Origin of the sequence: Rhodoplanes tepidamans, from assembly GCF_030813915.1 — a bacterium.
Classification (GTDB): domain Bacteria; phylum Pseudomonadota; class Alphaproteobacteria; order Rhizobiales; family Xanthobacteraceae; genus Rhodoplanes; species Rhodoplanes tepidamans.
Map to the genome: position 1 here is coordinate 77,653 of NZ_JAUSUJ010000002.1, position 21,524 is coordinate 99,176.

General features: G+C 71.9%; 23 protein-coding genes. 7 read left to right on the top strand and 16 right to left on the bottom strand.

The genetic code is table 11. The features are described from left to right. Positions 1–10: 10 nt before the first annotated feature. The 8 genes from J2S22_RS03055 to J2S22_RS03090 form a co-directional block, all read right to left on the bottom strand. On the bottom strand, positions 11–970 hold the full coding sequence (locus J2S22_RS03055; protein WP_272775141.1) for a tripartite tricarboxylate transporter substrate-binding protein: 960 nt from the start codon (positions 968–970) through the stop codon (positions 11–13). 133 nt (positions 971–1,103) lie between these two features. Continuing rightward, positions 1,104–2,357: a divergent polysaccharide deacetylase family protein gene (locus J2S22_RS03060; RefSeq protein ID WP_272775142.1), complete on the bottom strand. Its 1,254-nt coding sequence runs from the start codon at positions 2,355–2,357 to the stop codon at positions 1,104–1,106. A 197-nt stretch (positions 2,358–2,554) separates the two neighbouring features. Continuing rightward, positions 2,555–3,904 carry a S41 family peptidase gene (locus J2S22_RS03065; RefSeq protein WP_272775143.1) on the bottom strand — a complete coding sequence of 450 codons (1,350 nt, stop codon included), beginning with the start codon at positions 3,902–3,904 and terminating at the stop codon, positions 2,555–2,557. Then, positions 3,901–5,229 (bottom strand): murein hydrolase activator EnvC family protein, encoded by a 1,329-nt coding sequence (locus tag J2S22_RS03070; RefSeq protein ID WP_272775144.1) that lies wholly within the window; start codon positions 5,227–5,229, stop codon positions 3,901–3,903. Before J2S22_RS03070 ends, J2S22_RS03065 begins: the two co-directional genes overlap by 4 nt. 133 nt (positions 5,230–5,362) lie before the next feature. After that, positions 5,363–5,845, bottom strand: coding sequence for a 23S rRNA (pseudouridine(1915)-N(3))-methyltransferase RlmH (gene rlmH, locus J2S22_RS03075; protein WP_272775145.1), 483 nt, complete (start codon positions 5,843–5,845; stop codon positions 5,363–5,365). A gap of 16 nt (positions 5,846–5,861) precedes the next feature. Further along, complete coding sequence (gene rsfS / locus J2S22_RS03080) at positions 5,862–6,227, bottom strand: ribosome silencing factor (protein ID WP_272775146.1); 366 nt, start codon at positions 6,225–6,227, stop codon at positions 5,862–5,864. Positions 6,228–6,446: 219 nt separating this feature from the next. Next, entirely contained in the window at positions 6,447–7,238 is a 792-nt protein-coding gene (locus J2S22_RS03085) for a nicotinate-nucleotide adenylyltransferase (protein ID WP_307155788.1), read from the bottom strand. 68 nt (positions 7,239–7,306) lie between these two features. Then, positions 7,307–8,611 carry a glutamate-5-semialdehyde dehydrogenase gene (locus tag J2S22_RS03090; protein WP_370878169.1) on the bottom strand — a complete coding sequence of 435 codons (1,305 nt, stop codon included), beginning with the start codon at positions 8,609–8,611 and terminating at the stop codon, positions 7,307–7,309. Between the two features lie 163 nt (positions 8,612–8,774). On the opposite strand from J2S22_RS03090, the gene J2S22_RS03095 reads away from it, so the two are divergent. The 3 genes from J2S22_RS03095 to J2S22_RS03105 all read left to right on the top strand — a co-directional run bounded on the left by J2S22_RS03095 (position 8,775) and on the right by J2S22_RS03105 (position 11,757). Further along, a complete protein-coding gene (locus J2S22_RS03095) occupies positions 8,775–8,981 on the top strand; it encodes a hypothetical protein (RefSeq protein ID WP_272775148.1) in 207 nt (68 codons plus the stop codon). A gap of 146 nt (positions 8,982–9,127) precedes the next feature. Further along, a complete protein-coding gene (locus J2S22_RS03100) occupies positions 9,128–10,102 on the top strand; it encodes a hypothetical protein (protein ID WP_272775149.1) in 975 nt (324 codons plus the stop codon). A gap of 365 nt (positions 10,103–10,467) precedes the next feature. Beyond that, positions 10,468–11,757 (top strand): hypothetical protein, encoded by a 1,290-nt coding sequence (locus J2S22_RS03105; RefSeq protein ID WP_272775150.1) that lies wholly within the window; start codon positions 10,468–10,470, stop codon positions 11,755–11,757. A 75-nt stretch (positions 11,758–11,832) separates the two neighbouring features. Here J2S22_RS03105 and grpE read toward each other — a convergent pair whose 3' ends face one another. Both grpE and hrcA read right to left on the bottom strand, forming a co-directional pair. Next, positions 11,833–12,552: a nucleotide exchange factor GrpE gene (gene grpE, locus J2S22_RS03110; RefSeq protein ID WP_272775151.1), complete on the bottom strand. Its 720-nt coding sequence runs from the start codon at positions 12,550–12,552 to the stop codon at positions 11,833–11,835. A gap of 113 nt (positions 12,553–12,665) precedes the next feature. Continuing rightward, positions 12,666–13,739, bottom strand: a complete 1,074-nt coding sequence (gene hrcA / locus J2S22_RS03115) for a heat-inducible transcriptional repressor HrcA (RefSeq protein WP_272775152.1) — start codon at positions 13,737–13,739, stop codon at positions 12,666–12,668. 220 nt (positions 13,740–13,959) lie between these two features. On the opposite strand from hrcA, the gene rph reads away from it, so the two are divergent. The 3 genes from rph to hemW are packed head-to-tail and all read left to right on the top strand — an operon-like array spanning position 13,960 to position 16,494. After that, entirely contained in the window at positions 13,960–14,673 is a 714-nt protein-coding gene (rph, locus tag J2S22_RS03120) for a ribonuclease PH (protein ID WP_272775153.1), read from the top strand. Then, the gene (gene rdgB / locus J2S22_RS03125; RefSeq protein ID WP_272775154.1) at positions 14,670–15,317 is read left to right on the top strand and encodes an RdgB/HAM1 family non-canonical purine NTP pyrophosphatase; all 648 of its coding nucleotides are present in this window, start codon (positions 14,670–14,672) and stop codon (positions 15,315–15,317) included. The genes rph and rdgB overlap by 4 nt, the downstream gene beginning before the upstream one ends. Next, complete coding sequence (gene hemW / locus J2S22_RS03130; RefSeq protein ID WP_272775155.1) at positions 15,304–16,494, top strand: radical SAM family heme chaperone HemW; 1,191 nt, start codon at positions 15,304–15,306, stop codon at positions 16,492–16,494. Before rdgB ends, hemW begins: the two co-directional genes overlap by 14 nt. A 152-nt stretch (positions 16,495–16,646) precedes the next feature. On the opposite strand, the gene J2S22_RS03135 is transcribed toward hemW, so the two are convergent. Then, positions 16,647–17,171, bottom strand: coding sequence for a nucleoside 2-deoxyribosyltransferase (locus tag J2S22_RS03135; RefSeq protein ID WP_272775156.1), 525 nt, complete (start codon positions 17,169–17,171; stop codon positions 16,647–16,649). Positions 17,172–17,303: 132 nt separating this feature from the next. Between J2S22_RS03135 and J2S22_RS03140 the strand changes: the two genes are divergently transcribed. Further along, positions 17,304–17,636, top strand: coding sequence for a SemiSWEET family sugar transporter (locus J2S22_RS03140; RefSeq protein ID WP_272775157.1), 333 nt, complete (start codon positions 17,304–17,306; stop codon positions 17,634–17,636). Between the two features lies 1 nt (position 17,637). On the opposite strand, the gene J2S22_RS03145 is transcribed toward J2S22_RS03140, so the two are convergent. The 5 genes from J2S22_RS03145 to J2S22_RS03165 form a co-directional block, all read right to left on the bottom strand. Next, positions 17,638–18,054: a hypothetical protein gene (locus tag J2S22_RS03145; RefSeq protein WP_272775158.1), complete on the bottom strand. Its 417-nt coding sequence runs from the start codon at positions 18,052–18,054 to the stop codon at positions 17,638–17,640. Positions 18,055–18,257: 203 nt separating this feature from the next. Next, entirely contained in the window at positions 18,258–18,443 is a 186-nt protein-coding gene (rpmF, locus tag J2S22_RS03150; RefSeq protein ID WP_111359959.1) for a 50S ribosomal protein L32, read from the bottom strand. Positions 18,444–18,642: 199 nt separating this feature from the next. Next, the gene (locus J2S22_RS03155) at positions 18,643–19,560 is read right to left on the bottom strand and encodes a beta-keto acid cleavage family enzyme (protein ID WP_272775159.1); all 918 of its coding nucleotides are present in this window, start codon (positions 19,558–19,560) and stop codon (positions 18,643–18,645) included. A 3-nt stretch (positions 19,561–19,563) separates the two neighbouring features. Beyond that, the gene (locus J2S22_RS03160) at positions 19,564–20,550 is read right to left on the bottom strand and encodes a tripartite tricarboxylate transporter substrate binding protein (protein ID WP_272775160.1); all 987 of its coding nucleotides are present in this window, start codon (positions 20,548–20,550) and stop codon (positions 19,564–19,566) included. A gap of 92 nt (positions 20,551–20,642) precedes the next feature. Then, complete coding sequence (locus J2S22_RS03165; protein WP_272775161.1) at positions 20,643–21,434, bottom strand: cyclase family protein; 792 nt, start codon at positions 21,432–21,434, stop codon at positions 20,643–20,645. Positions 21,435–21,524: the final 90 nt, after the last annotated feature.

Here is a 21,524-nt window from a genome sequence, read left to right on the forward strand (position 1 = left end):
GGGCGGACGCTCACTGCGGCGGGCCCAGCACCTTGCGGTACTTCTCGATCTCGGCGGCGACCAGCCGGCCGGCGGCGGCCGGGCTCATCTCCTCCTCGGTCGCCGGGATCGAGCCGAGATCGTCCATGCGCTTCTGCAGCGCGTCGCTCGCCACCGCCTTGCGCAGCGCGGCGTTGAGCTTGTCGATCGCGGCCTGCGGCGTGCCCTTGGGGGCGAACAGCGCGTTCCAGCCCTGCTGCTGCCACTCGGGCAGGCCGGCCTCCGCCGCGGTCGGCACGTCGGGAATCGTGCGCATGCGATGCGGCGCCGAGACGACGAGCCCGCGCACCAGCCCGTTCTGGATCGCGCCGGAGACCGAGGCCGCGGCGTCGCAGACGCCATCGACCTGGCCGCCCATCAGGTCGTTGAGGGCGGGCGCCGCGCCGCGATAGCTGACCAGCGTCACGTCGATCCCGGCCGCCGCCATGAAGGTCTTGCAGATGAGATAGTTCGACGAGCCGACTCCGGCATGGCCGAGATTGACTTTGCCCGGATTGGCCTTGGCGTGGGCGATGAAGCTCTTCAGGTCGGTCGCCGGAAAGTCCTTGCGGACGGCGATCACCGGCACGGTCTTGGCGGCGAGGCCGATCGGCACGAAGTCGTCCGCCGTGTACTTGATCTCCGGATAGATCGCGTAGGCGGCCGCGTTGGTGCCGACATTGCCGATGGCGATCATGTAGCCGTCGGGGACCGCACGGGCGACGCGGGCGAGCGCCGTGGTGCCGCCGGCACCGGGGACGTTCTCGTTGATCAGGCGCTGGCCGAGCACCTGGCCCATCTGCTCGGAGACGACGCGGGCGATCACGTCGGAGGTGCCGCCCGCGGCGAACGGCACCACCATGGTGACCGGGCGGGTGGGAAAGTCGTCGGCGGCGGCCGGCAGCGAACCGGCCAGCATCGCGACGGCGGCGAGACGGAGGACGAGGTTCATGGCGGGACTCCGGGACATCCGAAGCGGGTCGGCGGGCGCCGACGAGGCGGCGCAACCATAGCCGGTTTCGCGCCGGGGCGGCAGCCGCCGGACAGAAAATCCGAGCGTCCGAAGGCGCCCGTCGCCGGCGCGCCTAGCTCGCCTTGGCCCGGGTGGCGATCGCCGTGATCGGCACCACGACGATGCCGCGGCCCTCGGCCTGCTTGATCCACTGGGTGAGGCGCTCGATCGACAGCGGCAGGGCGCGGGCGACGCCGACGGCGCTGCCGGTCTCGCGCGCCGTCGCCTCCAGCCGGGCGAGCGCCCGGTCGATCTCGGCGTTGGACGGCACAGCGTCGATCACCACGGCGGCCTTGGCGAAGGGCAGGTTGTTGGCGCCGGCGAACTGGCCGGCGAGGCTGCGCGGCGAGGTGCCGTCGTCGACATAGACGAGGCCGCGCTTCGCCACCTCGCGCAGCACCGGGCCGATCGCCGTCTCGGTCGAGGTGAAGCGGCCGCCCATGTAGTTGAGGATCCCGACATAGCCCTGGATGCGGCTCATCGCCCACTGCATCCGGTCGATGTTCTGCTCCGGGGTGAGCGAGGTGAGCAGGGTCTGCGGGCCGGGGTCGTTGTCCGGATACTCGAACGGCTCCATCGGCAGCTGCAGCAGGATCTCGTGGCCGGCGCCGCGCGCCGCCGCGGCGAGCCGGGCGACCTCGCTGCCATAGGGCACGAAGGCGAGGCTGACCACGCCGGGCAGCGCCTTCATCGCCTCGGCCGTGGCGCTGCCGCTGACGCCGAGGCCGCCGACCAGCAGGGCTACCCGCACGCTGGTCTCGCTCGCCGCCGGCGCCTTGCGGGCATAGGCGACCGAGGGGCGGGCGCCGTCGAGGCCGATCCGCGGCACATGGCCGTGGCGGGTCGCCTCCAGCAGATGCGGCTCGACCGCCGCGACCTTGACGCCGCTGGTCTTCGCGTCGGGCTTGGTCTCGCCCTTGGTCTCGCCCTTCGCGGCGCCTTTGCCGTCGTCGCCGGCGCCGGGCGGGATCGTCACCTGCTGGCGCTTGCCGGTCGAGCCGTCGATGATCGTGATGGTCTGGCCGCCCGATGCCGTGCCCGGCGCCGCGGCGGCCGCGTCGCCCGCCGGCTTGGCCGGCGTCTCGGCTCCAGCCGCCGCCGGCGGACTGCCGGTCGGGGCCGCCGGAATCGTCCCGGGCGGCAGCGTCACCACCGCGACGGGCTCGCCGCCGAGCGGGTCGTCGACCATCATGGCCCAGCCGACGAAGCCGAGAATGCACAGCACCAGCAGCGCCGTGATCGGCATGCCGATCGGGATGTGGCGGCGCTTGCGCCTGTGCTCGGGCTCGGCCATGCCGAGCGGCTTCTCCAGATCGTCGCCGGCCACCGCGGACTCCTCGCGAATCACGCGCGCGAGTGTAGCACGCGCGATTCGCGGCGGAGCCGGCGCGAATTGCCGGGCGGGATCGCGCCGGGTGCGGCACGGATCCGCCGGGGTGCGGGATCGCCGAAACGAGAAGGCCGGAAACGAGAAGGGGCGGCCCTGCGGCCGCCCCTTCGAAGGTCCGGTGATGCGTCGCCGGCTCAGTTCGGCACGGCGGCCGACTTGGCGCCGGGCGGGAAGGCGGCGTTCACCTGGGTGCCGCGCATCAGGTCGAGCGCCATGTTGAGCGCCTTGTCGTCCTTCGCCTCCGGCGGCACGTAGGACTGCGATCCGGCCTGCTCCTCGCCGTCCGCCTTGAGGTGGCCGCGCAGCGAGGACTCGCCGCGCATCTCGGCGCGCGACTTCACCTCGTCCGGCACGTCCTGCAGCACCTCGATGTCCGGCACGATGCCCTTGGCCTGGATCGAGCGGCCGGCCGGCGTGTAGTAGCGCGCCGTGGTCAGCCGCAGCGCGCCGTTGCCGGCGCCGAGCGGGATGATGGTCTGCACCGAGCCCTTGCCGAACGAGCGCGTGCCGATCAGGGTCGCGCGCTTGTGGTCCTGCAGGGCGCCGGCGACGATCTCGGAGGCCGAGGCCGAGCCGCCGTTGACCAGGATGATCACCGGCTTGCCCTTGGTCAGGTCGCCCGGACGGGCGTTGAAGCGCTGGGTCTCGTCGGGATCGCGGCCGCGGGTGGAGACGATCTCGCCGCGGTCCAGGAAGGCGTCCGACACCGAGATGGCCTGGTCGAGCAGGCCGCCCGGATTGTTGCGCAGGTCGATGACGAAGCCGCGCAGCTTGTCGGCCGGGATCTGGTTGGCGAGGTCGCCGAGCGCCTTCTTGAGGCCCTCGGTGGTCTGCTCGTTGAACTGGGTGATGCGGATGTAGCCGACGTCCTGGCCCTCGATGCGGCTGCGCACCGAGCGGACCCGGATGATGTCGCGGGTGATGGCGATCTCGAGCGGCTTCTCGGCGCCCTTGCGCATCACCTTGAGGTTGATCTTGGTGTTGACCGGGCCGCGCATCTTCTCGACCGCCTGGTTCAGGGTCATGCCCTGCACGGCCTCGCCGTCGAGATGCGTGATCACGTCGTTGGCGCGGATGCCCGCCTTGGCGGCCGGGGTGTCGTCGATCGGGGCGACGACCTTGACGAGCCCGTCCTCCATGGTGACCTCGATGCCGAGGCCGCCGAACTCGCCGCGCGTCTGCACCTGCATGTCGCGGAAGCTCTTCGGGTCCATGTAGCTCGAATGCGGATCGAGCCCGGACAGCATGCCGTTGATGGCCGACTCGACGAGCTTGGAGTCGTCGGGCTTCTCGACATAGTGCGAGCGCACGCGCTCGAAGATGTCGCCGAACAGATTGAGCTGGCGATAGGTGTCGGACGAGGCGGCGTTGGCGCTCGACCACAGGAGACCATTGGCGAGGCCGGTCGGCGGCTGCGTCGCGAGCACCGTCAGGGCGGCGCCGGCCGCGGCCCCGAGCAGAACCAGTGAAGTCTTTCGCATCATCCGCGGACCTTCTCGCTCTCGTTGGTTGCCCACCAGGGGGACGGATCGACGGGGAGGCCGTCTTTCCGGAACTCCACGTAGAGGACGGGTTGTGTCGATCCCGTGGCAGCGCTCGCCATCGCCGGGCCGCTGCTTCCCATCGTCCCTACGGGTTCTCCGGTCAGGACGAATTGGCCGAGATCGACCGTGATCCGTTCCATGCCCGCCAGCAGCACATGATATCCGCCGCCGGCGTTCAGGATCAAGAGTTGCCCATAGGAACGGTACGGGGCGGCATACACCACCCAGCCGTCGCAGGGCGCCGTCACCTGGGCGCCGGGGCGCGCGGTAATCGACAGCCCCTTCTCGGTGCCGCCGTGGGTGTCGGAGGCGCCGAACTCGCGCAGCCGCATGCCGTTGACGGGCAGCGGCAGCGTGCCCTTGGCCGAGGCGAAGGCGATCGCCGGGGCGAGCCGGCCCGGATCCTTCAGGGCGGCGAAGTCGCGCCGCGCCTCGGTCGCCGCCTGGCGCTCGGCCTGGGCGCGCGCGGCGCGCGCCGCGTGGTCGAGATTCTGCTCGAGCCGGGCGATCAGGTCCTTCAGGTTGTCGGCCTGCAGGGCGAGCTGCAGGGCGCGGCGGCGCGCCGTCTCCAGCTCCTTCTCGACCTCGCCGAGACGGCGCTGGCGCTCCTCGATCAGCAGGCCGAGGCGGGTGCGCTCCTCCGACAGAACGGCGAGATCGTTGGCCCGCTTGGCGTGCTCGGTGGCGCTCTCGCGGCGCACCCGCACCAGGTCGGCCAGGTCGGTGGCGAGCGCCTCGGCCTCGGTCTTCAGCTCGGGCAGCACGGCGCCGAGCAGGATGGCGGTGCGCACCGACCTCAGCGCGTCCTCGGGCGACACCAGCAGGGCGGGCGGCGGCCGCCGGCCGAGCCGCTGCAGGGCGGCGAGCACCTGGGCGATGACGGCGCGCCGCCCCTCCAGCGAGCCGTTGATGCCGTGCTCGGTCGACTCGAGCAGATCGAGCCGCGCCTCGATGGCGGCGATCGCCTGCTCGGCGCCGCGCACCCGTGCGGCGGTGTCGATCATGGTCTGGTTCAGCTTGCGGCGGTCCTCGCCGAGCCGGTCGATCTCGGTGCGCAGCGCCTTCTCGGTGTCGGCGGCGCGCTTCTGCTCGGCCTTGATGGCCTCGAGCTCCTGGTCGCGCTGGCGGATGGTGTCGAGCGTGGCGGGACCGCGCGCCCGCTCGGACTGCGCCGCCACCGGCGCTGCCGGCGCGACCGCGCAGGCCAGCGCCAGGGCCAGCGAGAGCGCGGCGTGCGCGGGACGGGAGGGCAGGCTCGGCGTCATCGGTTGCGCGGGTGACCGTCGGTCGCGGAACACGGGAAGACGACGCGTCTACCGGCCGATTGGGGCGGCTTCGCGTCCCCGCGGGCCGGGGCGGATGAATTCGCGTCCATGCTTTCGGCTCGGCTGGATGGATTCAGGCCCGATGATACGGATGTCCCGACAGAATCGTCGATGCGCGATAGAGTTGCTCCAGCAGCATCACCCGGACGAGCTGATGCGGCCAGGTCGCCGCCCCGAACGACAGGACGAGGTCGGCGCGGCGCCGGAGCTCGTCGCCGAGCCCGTCGGCGCCGCCGACGACGAACACGGCGGCGTCGCGGCCCGAATCACGCCACACCCTGATCTCGCCTGCGATCGCGGCGCTGTCCAGGTTCTGGCCGCGCTCGTCGAGCGCCACGACGGCGGCGCCGTCCGGGATCACGTTGGCGAGCGCGATCGCCTCTTCCAGGCGGCGGCGGTCGGCCTCCTGGGCCCGGCTCTCGCGGAGCTCGACCACCTCGACTCCGCGCAGTCCGATGGCCCGGCCGCTCTTCACCAGCCGGTCGAGATAGCGGTCCGCGAGGTCCCGCTCGCCGCCGGATTTCATGCGGCCGACGGCGGCGACCACGAGCCGCATGGCCGCCTCCGCCCGGTCAGCTCGCGCGGCGCGTGCCCGCGTCCCGCGGCGCCCACATCTTCTCGAGCGCGTAGAAGCTGCGGACCTCCGGGCGGAACACGTGGACGATCACGTCGCCGGCGTCGATCAGGACCCAGTCGCAGTGCGGCATCCCCTCGACCTTGGTCCTGAGGCCGGCCTTGTGCAGGTCCTCGACCACCCGGTCGGCGATCGAGCCGACATGGCGGTTCGAGCGGCCGGTGGCGATCACCATGATGTCGGCGATCGTCGACTTGTCGCGCAGGTCGATGATGGCGGGGTCTTCGGCCTTCATGTCGTCCAGGCGCGCGAGCACCAGGCGCAGCGTCTCGTCGGCGTCGGGGCGCGGCGATGCCGGCTGCAAGGGAACCGCATCGGAGGCGATTTCGTCTCGGGCGGTTTCGTCTCGAGCGATCGCGTTCTGAGCGATCGCATTCTGGGCGACCAGGCCGGAGACCGTGGCGGGCTTTCGTTGGGCGCTCGCCCGCGAGCGCGCAGATGTCGTCAGGGGACCTTCCTTCCAGCAAGACCCGGGCCGCTTCGCCCGGACGAGTCACAAGATAAGTGGTCGGGGTAAACGGATTCAACCACCCCCGACGCCGCGGCGGAGGTTTCTTTCGGGCTCGTGCGCCCGCGCCACAACCGGCACCGGCGCGGCGGGCTCGGCGGCGGCGTCCGGATCGTGGTCTTCCGGCACCGGGTCGGGGTCGCCCCATGGCGGCGTCCGCCGCTTGGCGCGCAGCTGGGTCGAGGACAGCGGCGACTTCAGCCCGTGCAGGAAGGCCCAGGCCGGCGGCTTCAGGAAGGGCAGGCGGACCGCCTTCTCCTCCTTGATCCGCGCGAAGTCGAGGGCGCGGCCGGCGACGCCGGCGCTGGCATAGAGGCTCGGGCCGAGCCGGTCGACCACCACGATCGGCACCAGGGAGGCGATGCCGCGCCAGTTGTTCCACCGGTGGAAGCTGCGCAGGTTGTCGGCCCCCATGATCCAGACGAAGCGCACGCCAGGGCAGCGCGTCACCAAGTATCGCACGGTGTCGTAGGTGTAGCGCACCCCGACCGCGGCCTCGACGCCGGTGACGGCGATTCGCGGATGGCGGGCGAGCGTGCGGGCGGCGGCGATGCGTTCGGCCAGCGGGGCGAGTCCGGCCGTGTTCTTCAGCGGGTTGCCGGGCGTGACCAGCCACCAGACGCGGTCGAGCTGCAGCCGCCGCATCGCCAGGAGGCAGGCGGCGAGATGGGCCTCGTGCGGCGGGTCGAAGGTGCCGCCGAACAGGCCGATCCGCATCCCCGGTGCATGGGGCGGCACGCGGTAGTCGCGGCGCCGGAGCGCCGTGTCCTCCCGCGCCGGAACGGACCGGAGCGAATCGTACGCCATGGGCATGGAATTCGAGGATCCCTCCGGCCCCGCTCGCTCTTCCTCCCGGCCGGGAGGATCGGTCGACCCTATGGACGGGTCTGGCCGGAGCCGCGGATGCGGTACTTGAACGTGGTGAGCTGCTCGACGCCGACCGGGCCGCGGGCATGCAGCCGGCCGGTGGCGATTCCGATCTCGGCCCCGAACCCGAACTCGCCGCCGTCGGCGAACTGGGTCGAGGCGTTGTGCAGGACGATGGCCGAATCGACCTCGGCCAGGAACCGTTCGGCGGCCGCCGGGTCCGAGGTCACGATCGCGTCGGTGTGGTGCGAGCCGTACTGGTTTATGTGGCGGATCGCCTCGGCGACCCCGTCGACCACCTTGGCGGCGATGACGGCGTCCAGATACTCGGTCGACCAGTCCTCCTCGGTCGCCGGCGTGACCCGCGGGTCGACGGTCCGGGTCTCGGCGTCGCCGCGCACCGCGCAGCCGGCGTCCAGCAGCATCGTCACCAGCGGCGCCAGATGGGTCGCGGCGACGGCGCGGTCGACGAGCAGGGTCTCGGCGGCGCCGCACACGCCGGTGCGCCGCAGCTTGGCGTTGAGCAGGATGGTCTTCGCCATGTCGAGGTCGGCGGCGGCGTCGACATAGACGTGGCAGTTGCCGTCCAGATGCGAGAACACCGGCACCCGCGCCTCGGTCTGCACGCGCGCCACCAGGTCCTTGCCGCCGCGCGGCACGATCACGTCGATATTGCCGTCGAGACCGCCGAGCATCAGGCCGACCGCGGTGCGATCGCGGGTCGGGACGAGCTGGATCGCGTCGGCGGGCAGCTCGGCGGTGCGCAGGCCCTCGGCCAGCGCCGCGTGGATGGCCCGCGACGACCGGAAGCTGTCGGAGCCGCCGCGCAGGATCACGGCGTTGCCGGCCTTCAGGCACAGCGCGCCGGCGTCGGCCGTCACGTTCGGCCGGCTCTCGTAGATGACGCCGATCACGCCGAGGGGCACCCGCACGCGCTCGATCCGCATGCCGTTCGGCCGGGTCCAGGCATCCATCACGGCGCCGACCGGGTCGGGCAGGGCGGCGACCACCTCTATGCCATCGGCCATGGCGGCGATGCGCCGGTCGTCGAGCTTGAGCCGGTCGATCAGGGCCGCGGTCGCGCCGCGGCTGCGCGCCTCGGTGACGTCCTCGGCATTGGCGGCGAGGATTTCGGGCGCGGCGGCGCGCAGCGCCTCGGCCATGGCGGCGAGGGCGTCGGCCTTCTCGGCCGGCGAGGCCTGAGCGACCACCCGGGCGGCGGCGCGCGCCCGCCGCCCGATCTCGCCCATCACGGCGGTCAGGTCGGGCGTGCGGCTCTGGGGCGTCGTCAGGGTGGCGCTCATCGGCGACATGCCTCTGTCATCTCGCCTTCCTAGCATGCCGGCCGGCCCGCTGCGAAGCCGGCCCTCGATCCGTTCGCCGCGGGGCAGACTGGCGTTTCGGACGGATCGGACGGGACCGCACTCCTCCGGCGCCGCCCGCCCACCGCGAATGAATCCTCGTTCGGAGCCTGCCATGACCCCCAAGCAGCGCCTGCCCCGCCGGTTTCCGGTCGGCACCCGCTTCGTCCTCGAGGGCGAGCCCGACCGGCACGGCACGCTCCGGGTGGTGTCGCGCTATGTGGTGATGCCGAACGGCCGCCGCTACGACCTGATGCCGCAGGCGCCCGCGGCCCCCGTCCCGGACCACCCGCGCCGCCGCCGTGCCGCCGCGCCGGCCTGATCTCGCCGCTTCTCGACGGCCCTCGGACCCCTTGGCCGCCCGGCCGAACCCGGCGCCGCCGCGCCGGTCCTGCCCGAACCGTGCCGCATTGCGCTGACATCTGTTCGGCACCCGGACGGCTTCGCCGCCCGGACGAGGGAAGAGTCATGATCCGAGAGCGCCGTCCGACCGTCCTGCGCGCCGCCGTTCTGGGCCTGGCGCTCACCCTGCTCGCCGTCGCGGCGCCGGCCGGCGCCGCCGAGCCGGTCTATCCGCCCGGCATCAAGATCGGGCTCGCCCCGGTGGCCGGCCTGGAGGCGAGCGACCGCTTTCCCGGCTTCGAGGACAAGGACACGGGCGCCTCGGTGCTGCTGCTCGAGGTCACCGGCCAGAGCCTCGGCGAGACGGCCAAGCAGATCAGCCGCGACCGCCTCAAGAAGCAGGGCATCTCCGAGGAGCGCCGCGAGAGCTTCCCGGCCGGCGGCAAGGGCACCCTGGTGGCCGGCCGCCAGGAGGCCGACGGCAAGAAGGTGCGCAAGTGGATCCTGCTGGCGCCCGCCGGGGAGGGCGCCGCCCTGGTGATCGTCCAGGTGCCGGAGGACGCCGCCGGCAGCTATTCGGACGCCGCCGTCAGGACCATGCTGGCGTCCCTCGCGGTGCGCGAGGCGGTGCCCATCGAGGAGCAGATGAGCCTGCTGCCGATCCGGCTCGACGAGCTCTCCGGCATGCGGCCCATCCGGGTGATCGGCAGCGCCGGCGCGGTGCTGACCGAAGGTCCGAAGGACACGCTCGACGCCGCCGAGCAGCCCTTGCTGCTGGTCTCGGTCGGCCGCGGCGGGCCGGAGGAGAACACGGCGCGCGACACGTTCGCCCGCAATCTCCTGTCGGGCTTCGGGGGCTACAAGGACGTGCGGGTCGTCAATGCCGAGATGCTGCGGCTCGGCGGCGGCGCCGCCCAGACCCACCAGGTGATGGCCGAGGCCAAGGACCCCAAGACCGACACGCCGATCAAGCTGGTGCAGTGGGTGCGGTTCGGCGCCGGCGCCTATCTGCGCATCCTCGGCGTCGCCCGCAACGACGCCTGGTCCGACGCCTTCCCGCGGTTCCGCGCCGTCCGCGACGGCGTCAATCCGCGCGGCTAGGAGCTTTCGTGGCCGGATTGTCGTCGACTGAAAGATAATCCTTTCGATCTCGGATCTGTGATCGACGCGTCCGGGAAGCAACGCGGCCCGCGTTGATCGACGTCAACGTCCCGAGTGAGCACGGCTGCGCAATCTGCGGTCGCGAACCGGCGGGCTCCCGACCAATCGATTGTGTTTCGACCTCGGTTCGACTCGACATGCGATACGCCGCGGCGCGCGCCGCCGGGCGACGCTCTGTCCGGCCGCCGGCGCGGCCCGCAAGAAGTCCGGCGCCGTGCCGGGCGACTGGCCAGACCATCGTGACGATCGCGAGCCGTGTGCCCGTCCGGGCCGCGAGACGGCCGGTCGTCGGCAGGACCATCACCATGGATGCGAGGACCAGCATCGTCGGCGGTTCGGGCGAATACGCCCGGCGTCCGACGGACGTGGCATTCGCCCTCACCGGGCTCGGCGGCTCGAACGCCTTCGGGGCGGGCTTCCTTCAGGCGGCACTCGACCACGGCATCACGCCGCGGATCGTCACCTGCACGTCGGGGATGATCTACTGGACGTGGCGCTGGCTCGAGGCGCGCCGCGCCAACGCGCGCGATCCGCAGCCCGGACGGCTGCGGCGCGAGGTCGAGGCGATGATCGCCAAGGCCGAGCCGTTCCCGAAATCGCTCGGCGGTCTCAACGCGTGGCTGATGGCCACGATGGCGGTGCCGGACGTGTTCCGCTGGGCCCATCGGGAGTATGTCGCGCGCTTCTTCACGACGCCGCTGTTCGGCACCGACGCGATCTATCCCGACGCGTGGCTCGACCTGATCTTCCCGGCCCAGCTGATGGTGCCGACGCGATCCCCGCAGACCTTCGCCGACATGGCGGCGGCGTTCACGGCCGAGCCCGAGATCGGCATCTGCTTCAACTCGTTTCTGGCCGAGACCGGGACCGAGTACCTGCACGCCAACACGGCGGCCCGGACCCTGCTCTCCGCCGAGGAGGAGCGGATGGTCCGCATCAAGGCGGGGCGCACGAGCACGGCCGCCACACGACCGCGCCGGCGGACGCTGACCCGCAAGGTCGTCGACGGGATCACGGCCCAGGACATCGAAGACGCGCTGTGGCTGACCCTCTACGGCGCCCACAGCAATGTCGGCCGCGGCGGCTATGCCGACCGGCTCGACGGCGCCTATGTGCGCAGCGTGATCCTCAGCGAGCTCACCATGGTCGACACGGTCCTGATGCCGCGGCCGGTGGCGACCCAGCGCAAGGACTTCCCGTCGAACTACTTCGAGGTCGAGGACTTCAAGACGGAGCTGTGGTGGAACGCCAGCTGCAGCCCGCAGGTCGCGGCGATCGAGTTCGTCAACACGCTGGCGCGCGACGGCTGCACCGTCACCGTGAAGGACCGTGACAGCGGCGAGGCCAGGACGCTCGCCTTCCGCGAGGTCGACGTGGTGCCGATCGAGATCGACGTGGACCGCGGCTACTTCGCCTATTTCCGCGAGGATCTCGCGACCTTCGACCGCGGCTACAACGAGGCCCGGATCGCCTTCGACCGCCTTGAGAAGGGCGGCGGGAGCGGGCAGGCCGCGACCGCCGCGGCCGGTCCCGCCGAAGCGGCGACGGTTCTCGGAGAGCTGGAGCCGCGCGAGCTGCGGCCCGCCGCGGCGTAGCGCCGGCACCGTGCGACCCCGATGCGGCCGCGCGGCCGCATCGGCAGTCCGGAACCCGGAGGAGGCGTGCCGGCGCTACGCCGCGCCGCCCGCCTTCGGTCCGCCCGGCTCGCCGGCCGGGCCGTCGCCGGCCGCGCCGGCGCTCTCGGCGGCCGGCGCTCCGGCCGGGGCCGGCTTCGGGCCGCCCTTGGAGACGCCGACCAGCGCCGGGCGCAGTACGCGCTCGCCGATCATGTAGCCGGACTGGACCACCTGGACGACGGTGCCGTTGGGCTGGGTCGGGTCCGGGATCTCGAACATGGCCTGATGCACGTTGGGATCGAACCTCTGCCCGGCCGGATCGAACTTCTTCACCCCGTTGCGCTCGAATGCCTTCAGGAGCTCGCGCTCGGTCAGCTCGACGCCTTCGATGAAGGCGACGACCGGAGCCGCCAGGCCTTCGCGTGCCTCGGCTCCCATCGCCTCCAGGGCGCGACGCAGGTTGTCGGCGACCGCCAGCATGTCGCGGGCGAAGCCGGAGATGCCGTAGGCGCGGGCATCCGCCACCTCGCGCTCGGTGCGCCGGCGCAGGTTCTCCATTTCGGCGAGGGTCCGCAGCAGCCGGTCCTTCGACTCCGCCACCTCCTTGGCCAGGGCCGCGACGTCCACGGCCGGCTCCGCCGGCGGCGGATCGGCGGCCGGGGCTGCCGTCGTCGTGGGGGTTTCGGAGGCGCTTGCGTATGCGGCCGCGCTTGCGCGCGCCTCAGCCACGCGCGCCTCTTGGGCGGGCGTGGCGCCGGCCTTGTCGTCGGTCATGGCGGTCCGTCCGTCTGTCCGTGGTTTCTGTTTTCGCCTCCGCATATCGGTCGGCCCGCCCGGAAAATCAAGCAGTTCGGGCGCAGCGAAGGTCCGCCGCCGCGGCGCGGATGTCACCCCCCGAGCAGGCGGCCGACCACCCGGGCCGTGTAGTCGACCATCGGCACGACGCGGGCATAGTTGAGCCGGGTCGGGCCGATCACCCCGATCACCCCGACGATGCGGCCGGCTCCGTCCCGGTAGGGGGCGATGATGGTGGACGAGCCGGACAGCGAGAACAGCTTGTTCTCCGAGCCGATGAAGATGCGCACGCCCTCGGCCGATTCGGCCCGGCCGAGCAGGTCGACCAGGCCGCGCTGGGTCTCCAGCTCGTCGAAGAGCTGGCGGACCCGCTCGAGATCCTCCAGCGCGTGCAGGTCCTCCAAGAGATGGGCGTGGCCCCGCACGATCAGCCGCCGCTCGTCGCCGTCGCCGCCCGACCAGCTGGCGAGCCCGGCCGCGACGATCTTCTGGGTGAGGGCGTCGAGCTCGGCCCGTCCGGCGGCGAGCGCCGTCTCCAGCGCCGCCTTGGCGTCGAGCAGCGTCTGGCCGCGAATGTGGCGGTTGAGGAAGTTGGTCGCCTCGACCAGGGCGGAGCTCGGCAGCCCGGGCGGCAGCTCGACCACCCGGTTCTCCACCTGGCCGTCCTCGGCGACCAGCACGACGAGCGCCCGGGTCGGCTCCAGGCGGACGAACTCGATGTGCTTGAGCCGGGCGTTGGACTTGGCGGTGAGCACCACCCCGGCCGCGCGGGTGAGGCCAGAGAGCATGGTCGACGCCTCGGTGAGGACGTTCTCCATCGAGCGGCCGGCGCCCGCCACCTGGGCCTCGATCGAGCGGCGCTCGTCCTCCGGCAGGTCGCCGACCTGCATCAGGGCGTCGACGAAGAAGCGCAGGCCGAACTCGGTCGGCAGCCGCCCGGCCGAGGTGTGCGGGGCGTAGATCAGGCCGGCCTGCTCGAGGTCCTGCATGACGTTGCGCACCGAGGCCGGCGACAGCGTCATCGGGATCAGCCGGGACAGGTTGCGCGACCCCACCGGCTCGCCCGTCGCGAGATAGCTGTCGACGATCCCGCGAAAGATCTCGCGGGACCGCTCGTTGAGCTGGACCAGGCTGGGGCTGGCGCCGATCGGGAGATCCTGGGACAAGGCCTCGTCTCGTGCGAGCGGTTGCGACGCGAAGAGAATTGTCCCTCGCCCCGGCCGAGCGCAAGGCGATCTGACGATCGATGGTGCGGCCCTGCACAAGCAGGCCTTGCCGCCCCGGGCCCGGCGACCTAAAAGCGAGCCGCCGATCCCCCGGCCCGCGGCACCCGCCGCGCCGGCCGATCGCTTCGTCAACAGCATTTTTCGCCCCGGGGAGTCTTCGATGCGTCCGAGCCACCGCCAGCCCGACGAGCTGCGTGCCGTCTCGCTCGAACGTGCGGTCGTCAAATATGCCGAGGGCTCCTGCTTCGTGAAGTTCGGCGACACCCATGTTCTGGTGACGGCGACGCTGGAGGAGCGCCTGCCGCCCTGGCTCAAGGGCCAGGCGCGCGGCTGGGTCACGGCCGAGTACGGCATGTTGCCGCGCGCCACCTCGGAGCGCACCCGGCGCGAATCCTCGGCCGGCAAGCAGACCGGCCGCACCGTCGAGATCCAGCGCCTGATCGGCCGCAGCCTGCGCGCCGTGGTCGACCTCGAGGCGCTCGGCGAGCGCCAGATCACCATCGACTGCGACGTCATCCAGGCCGACGGCGGCACCCGCACGGCCTCGATCACGGGCGCCTGGGTGGCCCTGCACGACTGCCTCGCCTGGATGAAGGCGCGCGACATGCTGCGCGGCGAGGTGCTGCGCGACCATGTCGCCGCGGTGTCGTGCGGCGTGCACGGCGGCGTCGCCGTGCTCGACCTCGACTATGCCGAGGATTCCGACGCCGACACCGACGCCAATTTCGTGCTCACCGGCAATGGCGGCATCGTCGAGATCCAGGGCACGGCCGAGAAGGTGCCGTTCAGCGAGGAGCAGTTCCTGGCGCTCCTGGCGCTCGCCCGCAAGGGTGTCGGGCGGCTCGTCGAACTGCAGAAAATGGCGGTGATGTGAGCGAGACCGCGCATCGTCCGCTGACCGGCCGGCTGGTCGTCGCGACCCACAATGCCGGCAAGCTGCGCGAGATGCGCGAGCTCCTCGCCCCCTGGGGGATCGAGGCCGTGTCGGCCGGCGAGCTCGGGCTGGGCGAGCCCGAGGAGACCGGCACCACCTTCGTCGAGAACGCCCACATCAAGGCGGCGGCCGCCGCCGCCGCGACCGGGCTGCCGGCCTTCTCGGACGACTCCGGCCTCGTGGTCGACGCGCTCGACGGCGCCCCCGGCATCCACTCGGCCCGCTGGGCCGGCCCCGACAAGGATTTTCCCCGGGCGATGGCGGACATCCACGCCCGGCTCGTGGAGCGCGGCGCGGTGGCGCCGGCGCAGCGGCGCGCCCATTTCGTCTCGGCCCTGTGCATCGCCTGGCCGGACGGCCACCGCGAGGACTTTCTCGCCCGGGTGCACGGAATCCTGGTCTGGCCGCCGCGCGGAACTCTCGGTTTCGGCTATGATCCGATGTTCCTGCCGGACGGGCACGAGCGGACCTTCGGCGAGATGCCGGCCGAGGAGAAGCACGGGCTGCCGCCGCGGGGAAAGGGCCTGTCGCACCGGGCGCGGGCTTTCCTGATGCTGGCGGAGGCGTGCCTTGAGCGACGCTGACGTGCTCGATCTCGCTCCGGCCGACACCCGCGAGGACACGCCTTTCGGGGTCTATGTCCACTGGCCGTTCTGCCTGTCGAAGTGCCCCTATTGCGACTTCAACAGCCATGTCCGCCACGTCGCGGTCGAGCAGGAGCGCTTCGCCCGCGCCTTCGCGGCCGAGATCGCCACGACGGCGGCGCGGATCGGCCGTCGCACCGTCTCGACCGTCTTCTTCGGCGGCGGCACGCCCTCGCTGATGAAGCCCGAGACGGTCGGGACCGTGCTGGACGCCATCGCGCGGCACTGGACCATGGCGCTAGGCGCCGAGGTCTCGCTCGAGGCCAACCCGACCTCGGTCGAGGCCGAGCGCTTCCGGGGTTTTCGCACGGCCGGTGTGAACCGGGTTTCGCTCGGCGTGCAGGCATTGGACGATGATTCACTGAAGGCACTGGGCCGCCTTCACACGGCCGCCGAAGCCATGGCGGCCGTCGCGACGGCGCGAAAGATCTTCGATCGCTACTCGTTCGACCTGATCTATGCGCGGCCCGGCCAGGGCATCGCGGCCTGGACGTCGGAGCTGCGACGCGCCATCGACGAGGCGGCCGAGCACCTGTCGCTCTACCAGCTCACCATCGAGCCCGACACGCCGTTCGCCGCGCTGGAGAGCGCCGGCAAGCTCAGCGTCCCGGGCGACACCATCGCGCGGCACCTGTTCGACGTCACCCAGGAGGTCTGCGCCGCCGCCGGCCTGCCGGCCTACGAGGTGTCGAACCACGCCCGCCCCGGCGCCGAATGCCGGCACAACCTGGTCTACTGGCGGTACGGCGAATATGCCGGAGTCGGGCCCGGCGCCCATGGCCGCCTCGACGTCGGCGGACGCCGCGTCGCCACCGCGACCGAGAAGCGCCCGGAGGACTGGCTCGCCCGGGTCGAGGCCGCCGGCCACGGCCTCGTCGTCGACGAGACGGTGACGCGCGCCGAGCAGGCCGACGAGTTCCTGCTGATGGGCCTGCGGCTGACCGAGGGCATCGACCCGGCCCGCTTCGCCCGCATCGCCGGCCGCCCGATCGACCCGGCCCGGGTGGCCGACCTCAAGTCCTACGGCTTCGTCGAGACGACGCCGACCGGCCGCCTCCGCGTCACCCGCTCCGGCTTTCCGGTGCTCGACGCCGTGGTGGCGGATCTGGCGGCGTAGCGCGCGAGCGTTCTCCAGGCCGCGTGGAACTCCGAGTCGCCATGGCCGCGCTTGTCGCGGCCATCCACGTTTTCCGAGCGCCGCGGGCGCCCGTGGACGGCAGCGGACAGGACGCCCGGCCATGACGATACTCGCGATAGACCACCCGCGCTCTATTGGCCTCGACGTCCCTTCGTCCACGCCGCCACCAGCCGCACGCAGGCCTCGAACGCCGTGAGATCGTGCCACGGGTCCGCCGGGGGCGCCTCGGGCACGACGACCGGCGCGCCGAACGCGTCCAGGGCGTGGACGATCATCAGGTTGTCGGCGAGGCCGAAGTCTTCGATCCGGTGGCCGCGATCATGGGCCGACGCGCGGACCCGGTCCGCATAGGGCCGCGGGTCGTTGGAGTAGCCGACGCAGAACGTTCCGCGTCCCGCCATGTAGCCGAGCTCGAACACGGTGCCGGGATCGGCGCTCGGGCCCCGGAACGGCGTGAGGTTGGCGATGATCGCCTCGGCCCGTTCCATCAGGGCGAGATTGGCGTCGAAGATGGCCCGGGAGCCGGGTTCCGCGCCGAGGCCGTCCTCCAGCGGAAAGAACCCCTCGAGCCCGGCGGCGGTGCACAGCGCCAGCTTGCGCCGGCCGATGTCGGCGGCGTCGGGCAGGAAGACGTCCGGGCCGGCGAGATAGATCATGGGGTTCTGAAGAAGGGTCGAGGTGCGGGACGCGAAGCTACCACGGCCCGTGGCGCGGTCCCATGGCGCGGCGGTTGCGGCGTCGTCCGGTGCGGGCCGGAACCGGCCTCGCGACCGGGCGATTGAGCCGGCATGACCGGCTTCGCCTCGCAACACCTCGCCACCGCGATCGGCCTGCTCGCGGCCTTCTGCACCACCGTGTCCTACGTGCCGCAGGTGAAGAAGTGCTGGCAGACCGGCCGGACCGGCGACCTGTCGCTGAAGATGTTCTCCATCCTCTCGGCCGGGATCGCGCTGTGGGTGGTCTACGGCCTGCTGCAGGGCGACCCGGTGATCGTGCTCGCCAACGGCATCAGCCTGGCGATGCTCGGGATCATCATGGTGTTCAAGCTGCGCGAGATCGCCGGCGACCGCGCGACGGCGCGTGCCGCGGCGAAGGCGAAGCCCCGCGCCCCGGCCGCCTGATCTACTCCGAGCCGCGGGCGACGCTCTCGAACGAGACGTCGCGCTGGGCGGTGCGCAGCGACACCACGAAGCCGGCGATGACGTCGACGAAGACGATGGCGAGCAGCAGGAAGAAGGTCGCGGTCGCCGTCTCCGGCACCAGCAGGAACTCGACCAGCATGGCGATGAAGAGGAGCAGCGACAGCAGGTGGTCGACCACGCTCCGCCGCGACATGCGGGTCGCCTTGACGATCTCCAGGAACAGGAAGGCGAGCCCGACGATCACCAGGAGGTCGCCCCAGCTCAGCGAGAACTCCGCCTGGGAGATCATCCGGACCTGGAACACCGGGTCGGTCCAGACGAAGCCGCGCAGCAGGAAGGCGACGATGTTGTAGATCGCGAAGGGGACCAGGAGCAGCGGAAAGCCGAGCACGAACATCGACAGGTCCTCGAAACGGATGCGATCCGGGAAACGCCTGCGCTCTTAAACAGGTCCGCCATGTCCGTCCAGTGACGAACCGGGAGTCGCGCCCGAAACGCCGAAAACGCCCGGGCGCCGCGCGCACCGGACGTCGGCCGCGGCCGGAAGCCGCAGCGGGCGGGTCGAGCGGCGACGGCGGCCCAGGGCCACCGCGCGGTCGCTCAGTCCTCGGACTTCTTGGTGAAGATCTGCCGGCCGCGATACATGCCGGTCTTCAGATCGACGTGGTGCGGGCGGCGCAGCTCGCCCGAGTCCTTGTCCTCCACATAGGTCGGCGCCTTGATGGCGTCGGCCGAGCGGCGCATGCCGCGGCGGGAGGGCGAGGTCTTTCGTTTCGGCACGGCCATGGGTGCGGTCTCCTCGACAGGGGCCGGCAGCGAGGGCGCGCCGAAGCCCGGTTTTCCGGAAAGTGGGGCTTATAGAGCATGCGCCCCGGGCTGGCTAGAGCGAGTCCCGCAAAACTGCGCGGCGATCTCGCGGCCGGCGGGCGGCCGAGCGCCGGTATGGTTTCGGTCGCCGCGGGGAACATTGCGGCAACCGAGCATGTCATGCCGGCTCTCGCGGCAATCGCAGGATGCGCCGGGCCTGGGCCGGGGTCGCCGGCTCGGCGTCGAGCGCCCGGACGATCCGCACCGCCTTCTCGACCAGGGCGGCGTTGCTCGGGGCGAGCACGCCCTTCTCGATGTGGAGGTTGTCCTCGAGCCCGACCCGGACATGGCCGCCGAGCAGGAGCGCCTGGGCGACCATCGGGAACTGGGCCGGACCGATGCCGAAGCCGGTCCACACGCAGCCGGGCGGCAGCATGTCGCGCATGAACAGCATGGCTTCGGGGGTGGCGGGGGCGCCCCACGGCACGCCGAGGCAGATCTGGAACATGGCGGGCGTCTTCAGCACGCCCTCCTCGATCAGCCGCAGCGCCAGCCGGATGTTGCCGCTGTCGAAGCATTCGAGCTCGGGCAGCACGCCGGCGGCCGCCACGGCGCGGCCCATCACCCGCAGATGCGCCGGCGTGTTGACGAAGACGAACTCGCCGAAATTCATCGTGGTGATGTCGAGCGTGCAGATTTCCGGCTTCAGCGCCTCGATGTGGCGGACCCGGTAGTCCGGCGGCGCCAGCGTCGAGCCCGGCGCACCGACCTTGGGGTCGGCGTCGGACGGAATGAAACGGGCCCCGGCCCCGGTCGTGATGTTGAGAATCACGTCCGGGTCGGCGTCGCGGATGCGCTCGACCACCTCGCGGTAGAGCGCGAGCTCGGTCGCCGGCCGTCCGGTCGCCGGATCGCGCACATGGATGTGCACGATGGCGGCGCCGGCCCTGGCCGCGTCGATCGCCGAGACGGCGATCTGCTCGGGCGTCACCGGCACGGCCGGGTTCTTGCCCACCGTGTCGCCGCCGCCGGTGAGCGCGCAGGTGACGACGACGGGCCGCCTGCCCGTCGCGCCGGAGGTTTTGCCGTCCGCCATGGCTCACTTGCCCTCGAGACCGAGCCGGCGGATCAGCTCGCCCTTCAGCTTGTAGTCGTCGAGGATGCGGGCCCGGAAGGCGGCGCTGTCCAGATAGGCGGCGACCTGGCCGGTGTTCTTGAGCGCCGCCGTGACGGGCTCGGACTTGATCGCCGCCGCGCAGGCCTTCTCCAGCGACGCCTTGACGGGCGCCGGGATGCCCTTCGGGGCGAACAGGCCGTTCAGGCCCTGCGACAGCGAGCGTTCGACGCCGAGCTCCTTGGCGGTCGGCACGTCGGGCAGGCTCGGCTGGCGCTCCTCCGAGAACACCGCGAGCACCCGCACGTTCTGGCCCCGCACCGAGGACACGGCCGGCACCAGGAAGTCGATGTCGCCCTTGAGCAGCACCGGCAGGCCGGCCGCGTCGCCGCGGAACGGCACGTGCTGGACCTTCATCTTCAGCGCCGCCGCCGCGTTCTCGGCCGACAGATGGCCGATCGAGCCGACGCCCGGGCTGCCATAGGTGAGCGGATTCGGGTCCGTCTGGGCCGCCGCGATCAGGTCCTTGGCGGTCGCGTAGGGCGAGTCGGCCCGCACCACCAGGGCGAAGACGTTCTCGAAATACTGGCAGATGTACTCGAACGAGTCGGGATCGTAGGTGACGCCCTTCACCAGATAGGGCGCGTTGGTGACCGGCGTCGCCGGGCCGGCGGCGAGCACGTGGCCGTCCGGCGTCGCGGCGAGCAGGGCCCGGAAGCCGAGCGTGCCGCCGGCGCCCTCGCGGTTGGTGACGAAGACGTTCTGGCCGAGATCGCCGGTCATGGCCTGGGCCATGGCGCGGGCGACGATGTCGACGCCGCCGCCGGCCGTCCACGGCACGATCAGCTCGATCGGGCGCGTCGCCCAGCTCTGGGTCTGGGCCTGGGCCTGGGCCTGGGCGGGTGCGGTCGCGGCGGCGGCGAGCCCGAGCGCGAGGGCGGCGAGGCTCTTGGAGTGCAGCGTTCGTCCCATGATCGTCCTTCTTGCTTGTCGTGAGATGACCTTGGTGTCCGGCCGGCGCGGTCGAGCGCCGGGGGCGGCGCACCGGCGTGTCGGGGTCTCCGTCAGGCGTCGAGGATGGCCACGGCGCGGGTCCAGCCGGCCGAGGCGCCGCGGATCTTCACCGGGAAGCAGGCGACCGTGAATCCGATGGCCGGGAGCAGCTCCAGATTGTGCAGCTTCTCCAGGTGGCAGTAGCCGATCTCGCGGCCGGCCTTGTGGCCCTCCCAGATCAGCGCCGCGTCGCCGGTCTCGGCGAAGCGCTTCGCCGTCGCCGCGAACGGCGCGTCCCACGACCACGCGTCGGTGCCGACCACGCGCACGCCGCGCGAGGTGAGCCACAGGGTCGCCTCCCGGCCCATGCCGCAGCCGGCGTCGAGATAGCCGTCCGTGCCGAATCGCCCGCCCGCCGCGGTGTTGACCAGCACGATGTCGAGCGGCTGCAGGATGTGGCCGATGCGGGCGAGCTCGGCCTCGACGTCGGCCGCCGTCGCCACGGCGCCGTCGGGAAGGTGCCGGAAGTCGAGCTTCACGCCGGGCTTGAAGCACCACTCCAGCGGGATCTCGTCGATGGTGGCGGCGCGCTCGCCGCCCGGGACGAGCGCATGGTTCATGGTCGGGTGGAAGTGCCACGGGGCGTCGAGATGCGTGCCGTTGTGGGTGGTCAGCTCCACCTTCTCGATCGCCCAGGCGGCGCCGTCCGGCAGCCGGTCGGGCGTCAGGCCGGGGAAGAACGGCAGGAGGCGGTCGAAGGTCTGGCCGTGGTGCAGATAGGCGACCTTCGGCCGCGCCATCGGCGGATCGCTCGGCACGTCCGCGTCGATGCTGATCGAAAGGTCGATGATGCGCTGGGGCATGGCGGAACGCTCGACGGCGGCGGTGCCGCCGGCCAATGTCGGGAGGGTGATGCACGACACCACGCTCCGCCCAGAAGGTCAAGCAGTTGC

Bases quoted from the DNA above. Each gene is read 5' to 3' on its own strand.
- J2S22_RS03065 (WP_272775143.1), bottom strand. From the start codon at position 3,904: ATGATGCGAAAGACTTCACTGGTTCTGCTCGGGGCCGCGGCCGGCGCC.
- J2S22_RS03085 (WP_307155788.1), bottom strand. From the start codon at position 7,238: ATGGCGTACGATTCGCTCCGGTCCGTTCCGGCGCGGGAGGACACGGCG.
- rlmH (WP_272775145.1), bottom strand. From the start codon at position 5,845: ATGCGGCTCGTGGTCGCCGCCGTCGGCCGCATGAAATCCGGCGGCGAG.
- J2S22_RS03135 (WP_272775156.1), bottom strand. From the start codon at position 17,171: ATGATCTATCTCGCCGGCCCGGACGTCTTCCTGCCCGACGCCGCCGAC.
- J2S22_RS03155 (WP_272775159.1), bottom strand. From the start codon at position 19,560: ATGGCGGACGGCAAAACCTCCGGCGCGACGGGCAGGCGGCCCGTCGTC.
- J2S22_RS03100 (WP_272775149.1), top strand. From the start codon at position 9,128: ATGATCCGAGAGCGCCGTCCGACCGTCCTGCGCGCCGCCGTTCTGGGC.
- J2S22_RS03165 (WP_272775161.1), bottom strand. From the start codon at position 21,434: ATGCCCCAGCGCATCATCGACCTTTCGATCAGCATCGACGCGGACGTG.
- J2S22_RS03145 (WP_272775158.1), bottom strand. From the start codon at position 18,054: ATGTTCGTGCTCGGCTTTCCGCTGCTCCTGGTCCCCTTCGCGATCTAC.
- J2S22_RS03105 (WP_272775150.1), top strand. From the start codon at position 10,468: ATGGATGCGAGGACCAGCATCGTCGGCGGTTCGGGCGAATACGCCCGG.
- J2S22_RS03140 (WP_272775157.1), top strand. From the start codon at position 17,304: ATGACCGGCTTCGCCTCGCAACACCTCGCCACCGCGATCGGCCTGCTC.
- rpmF (WP_111359959.1), bottom strand. From the start codon at position 18,443: ATGGCCGTGCCGAAACGAAAGACCTCGCCCTCCCGCCGCGGCATGCGC.
- J2S22_RS03160 (WP_272775160.1), bottom strand. From the start codon at position 20,550: ATGGGACGAACGCTGCACTCCAAGAGCCTCGCCGCCCTCGCGCTCGGG.
- J2S22_RS03055 (WP_272775141.1), bottom strand. From the start codon at position 970: ATGAACCTCGTCCTCCGTCTCGCCGCCGTCGCGATGCTGGCCGGTTCG.
- J2S22_RS03070 (WP_272775144.1), bottom strand. From the start codon at position 5,229: ATGACGCCGAGCCTGCCCTCCCGTCCCGCGCACGCCGCGCTCTCGCTG.
- J2S22_RS03095 (WP_272775148.1), top strand. From the start codon at position 8,775: ATGACCCCCAAGCAGCGCCTGCCCCGCCGGTTTCCGGTCGGCACCCGC.
- J2S22_RS03090 (WP_370878169.1), bottom strand. From the start codon at position 8,611: ATGTCGCCGATGAGCGCCACCCTGACGACGCCCCAGAGCCGCACGCCC.
- grpE (WP_272775151.1), bottom strand. From the start codon at position 12,552: ATGACCGACGACAAGGCCGGCGCCACGCCCGCCCAAGAGGCGCGCGTG.
- rph (WP_272775153.1), top strand. From the start codon at position 13,960: ATGCGTCCGAGCCACCGCCAGCCCGACGAGCTGCGTGCCGTCTCGCTC.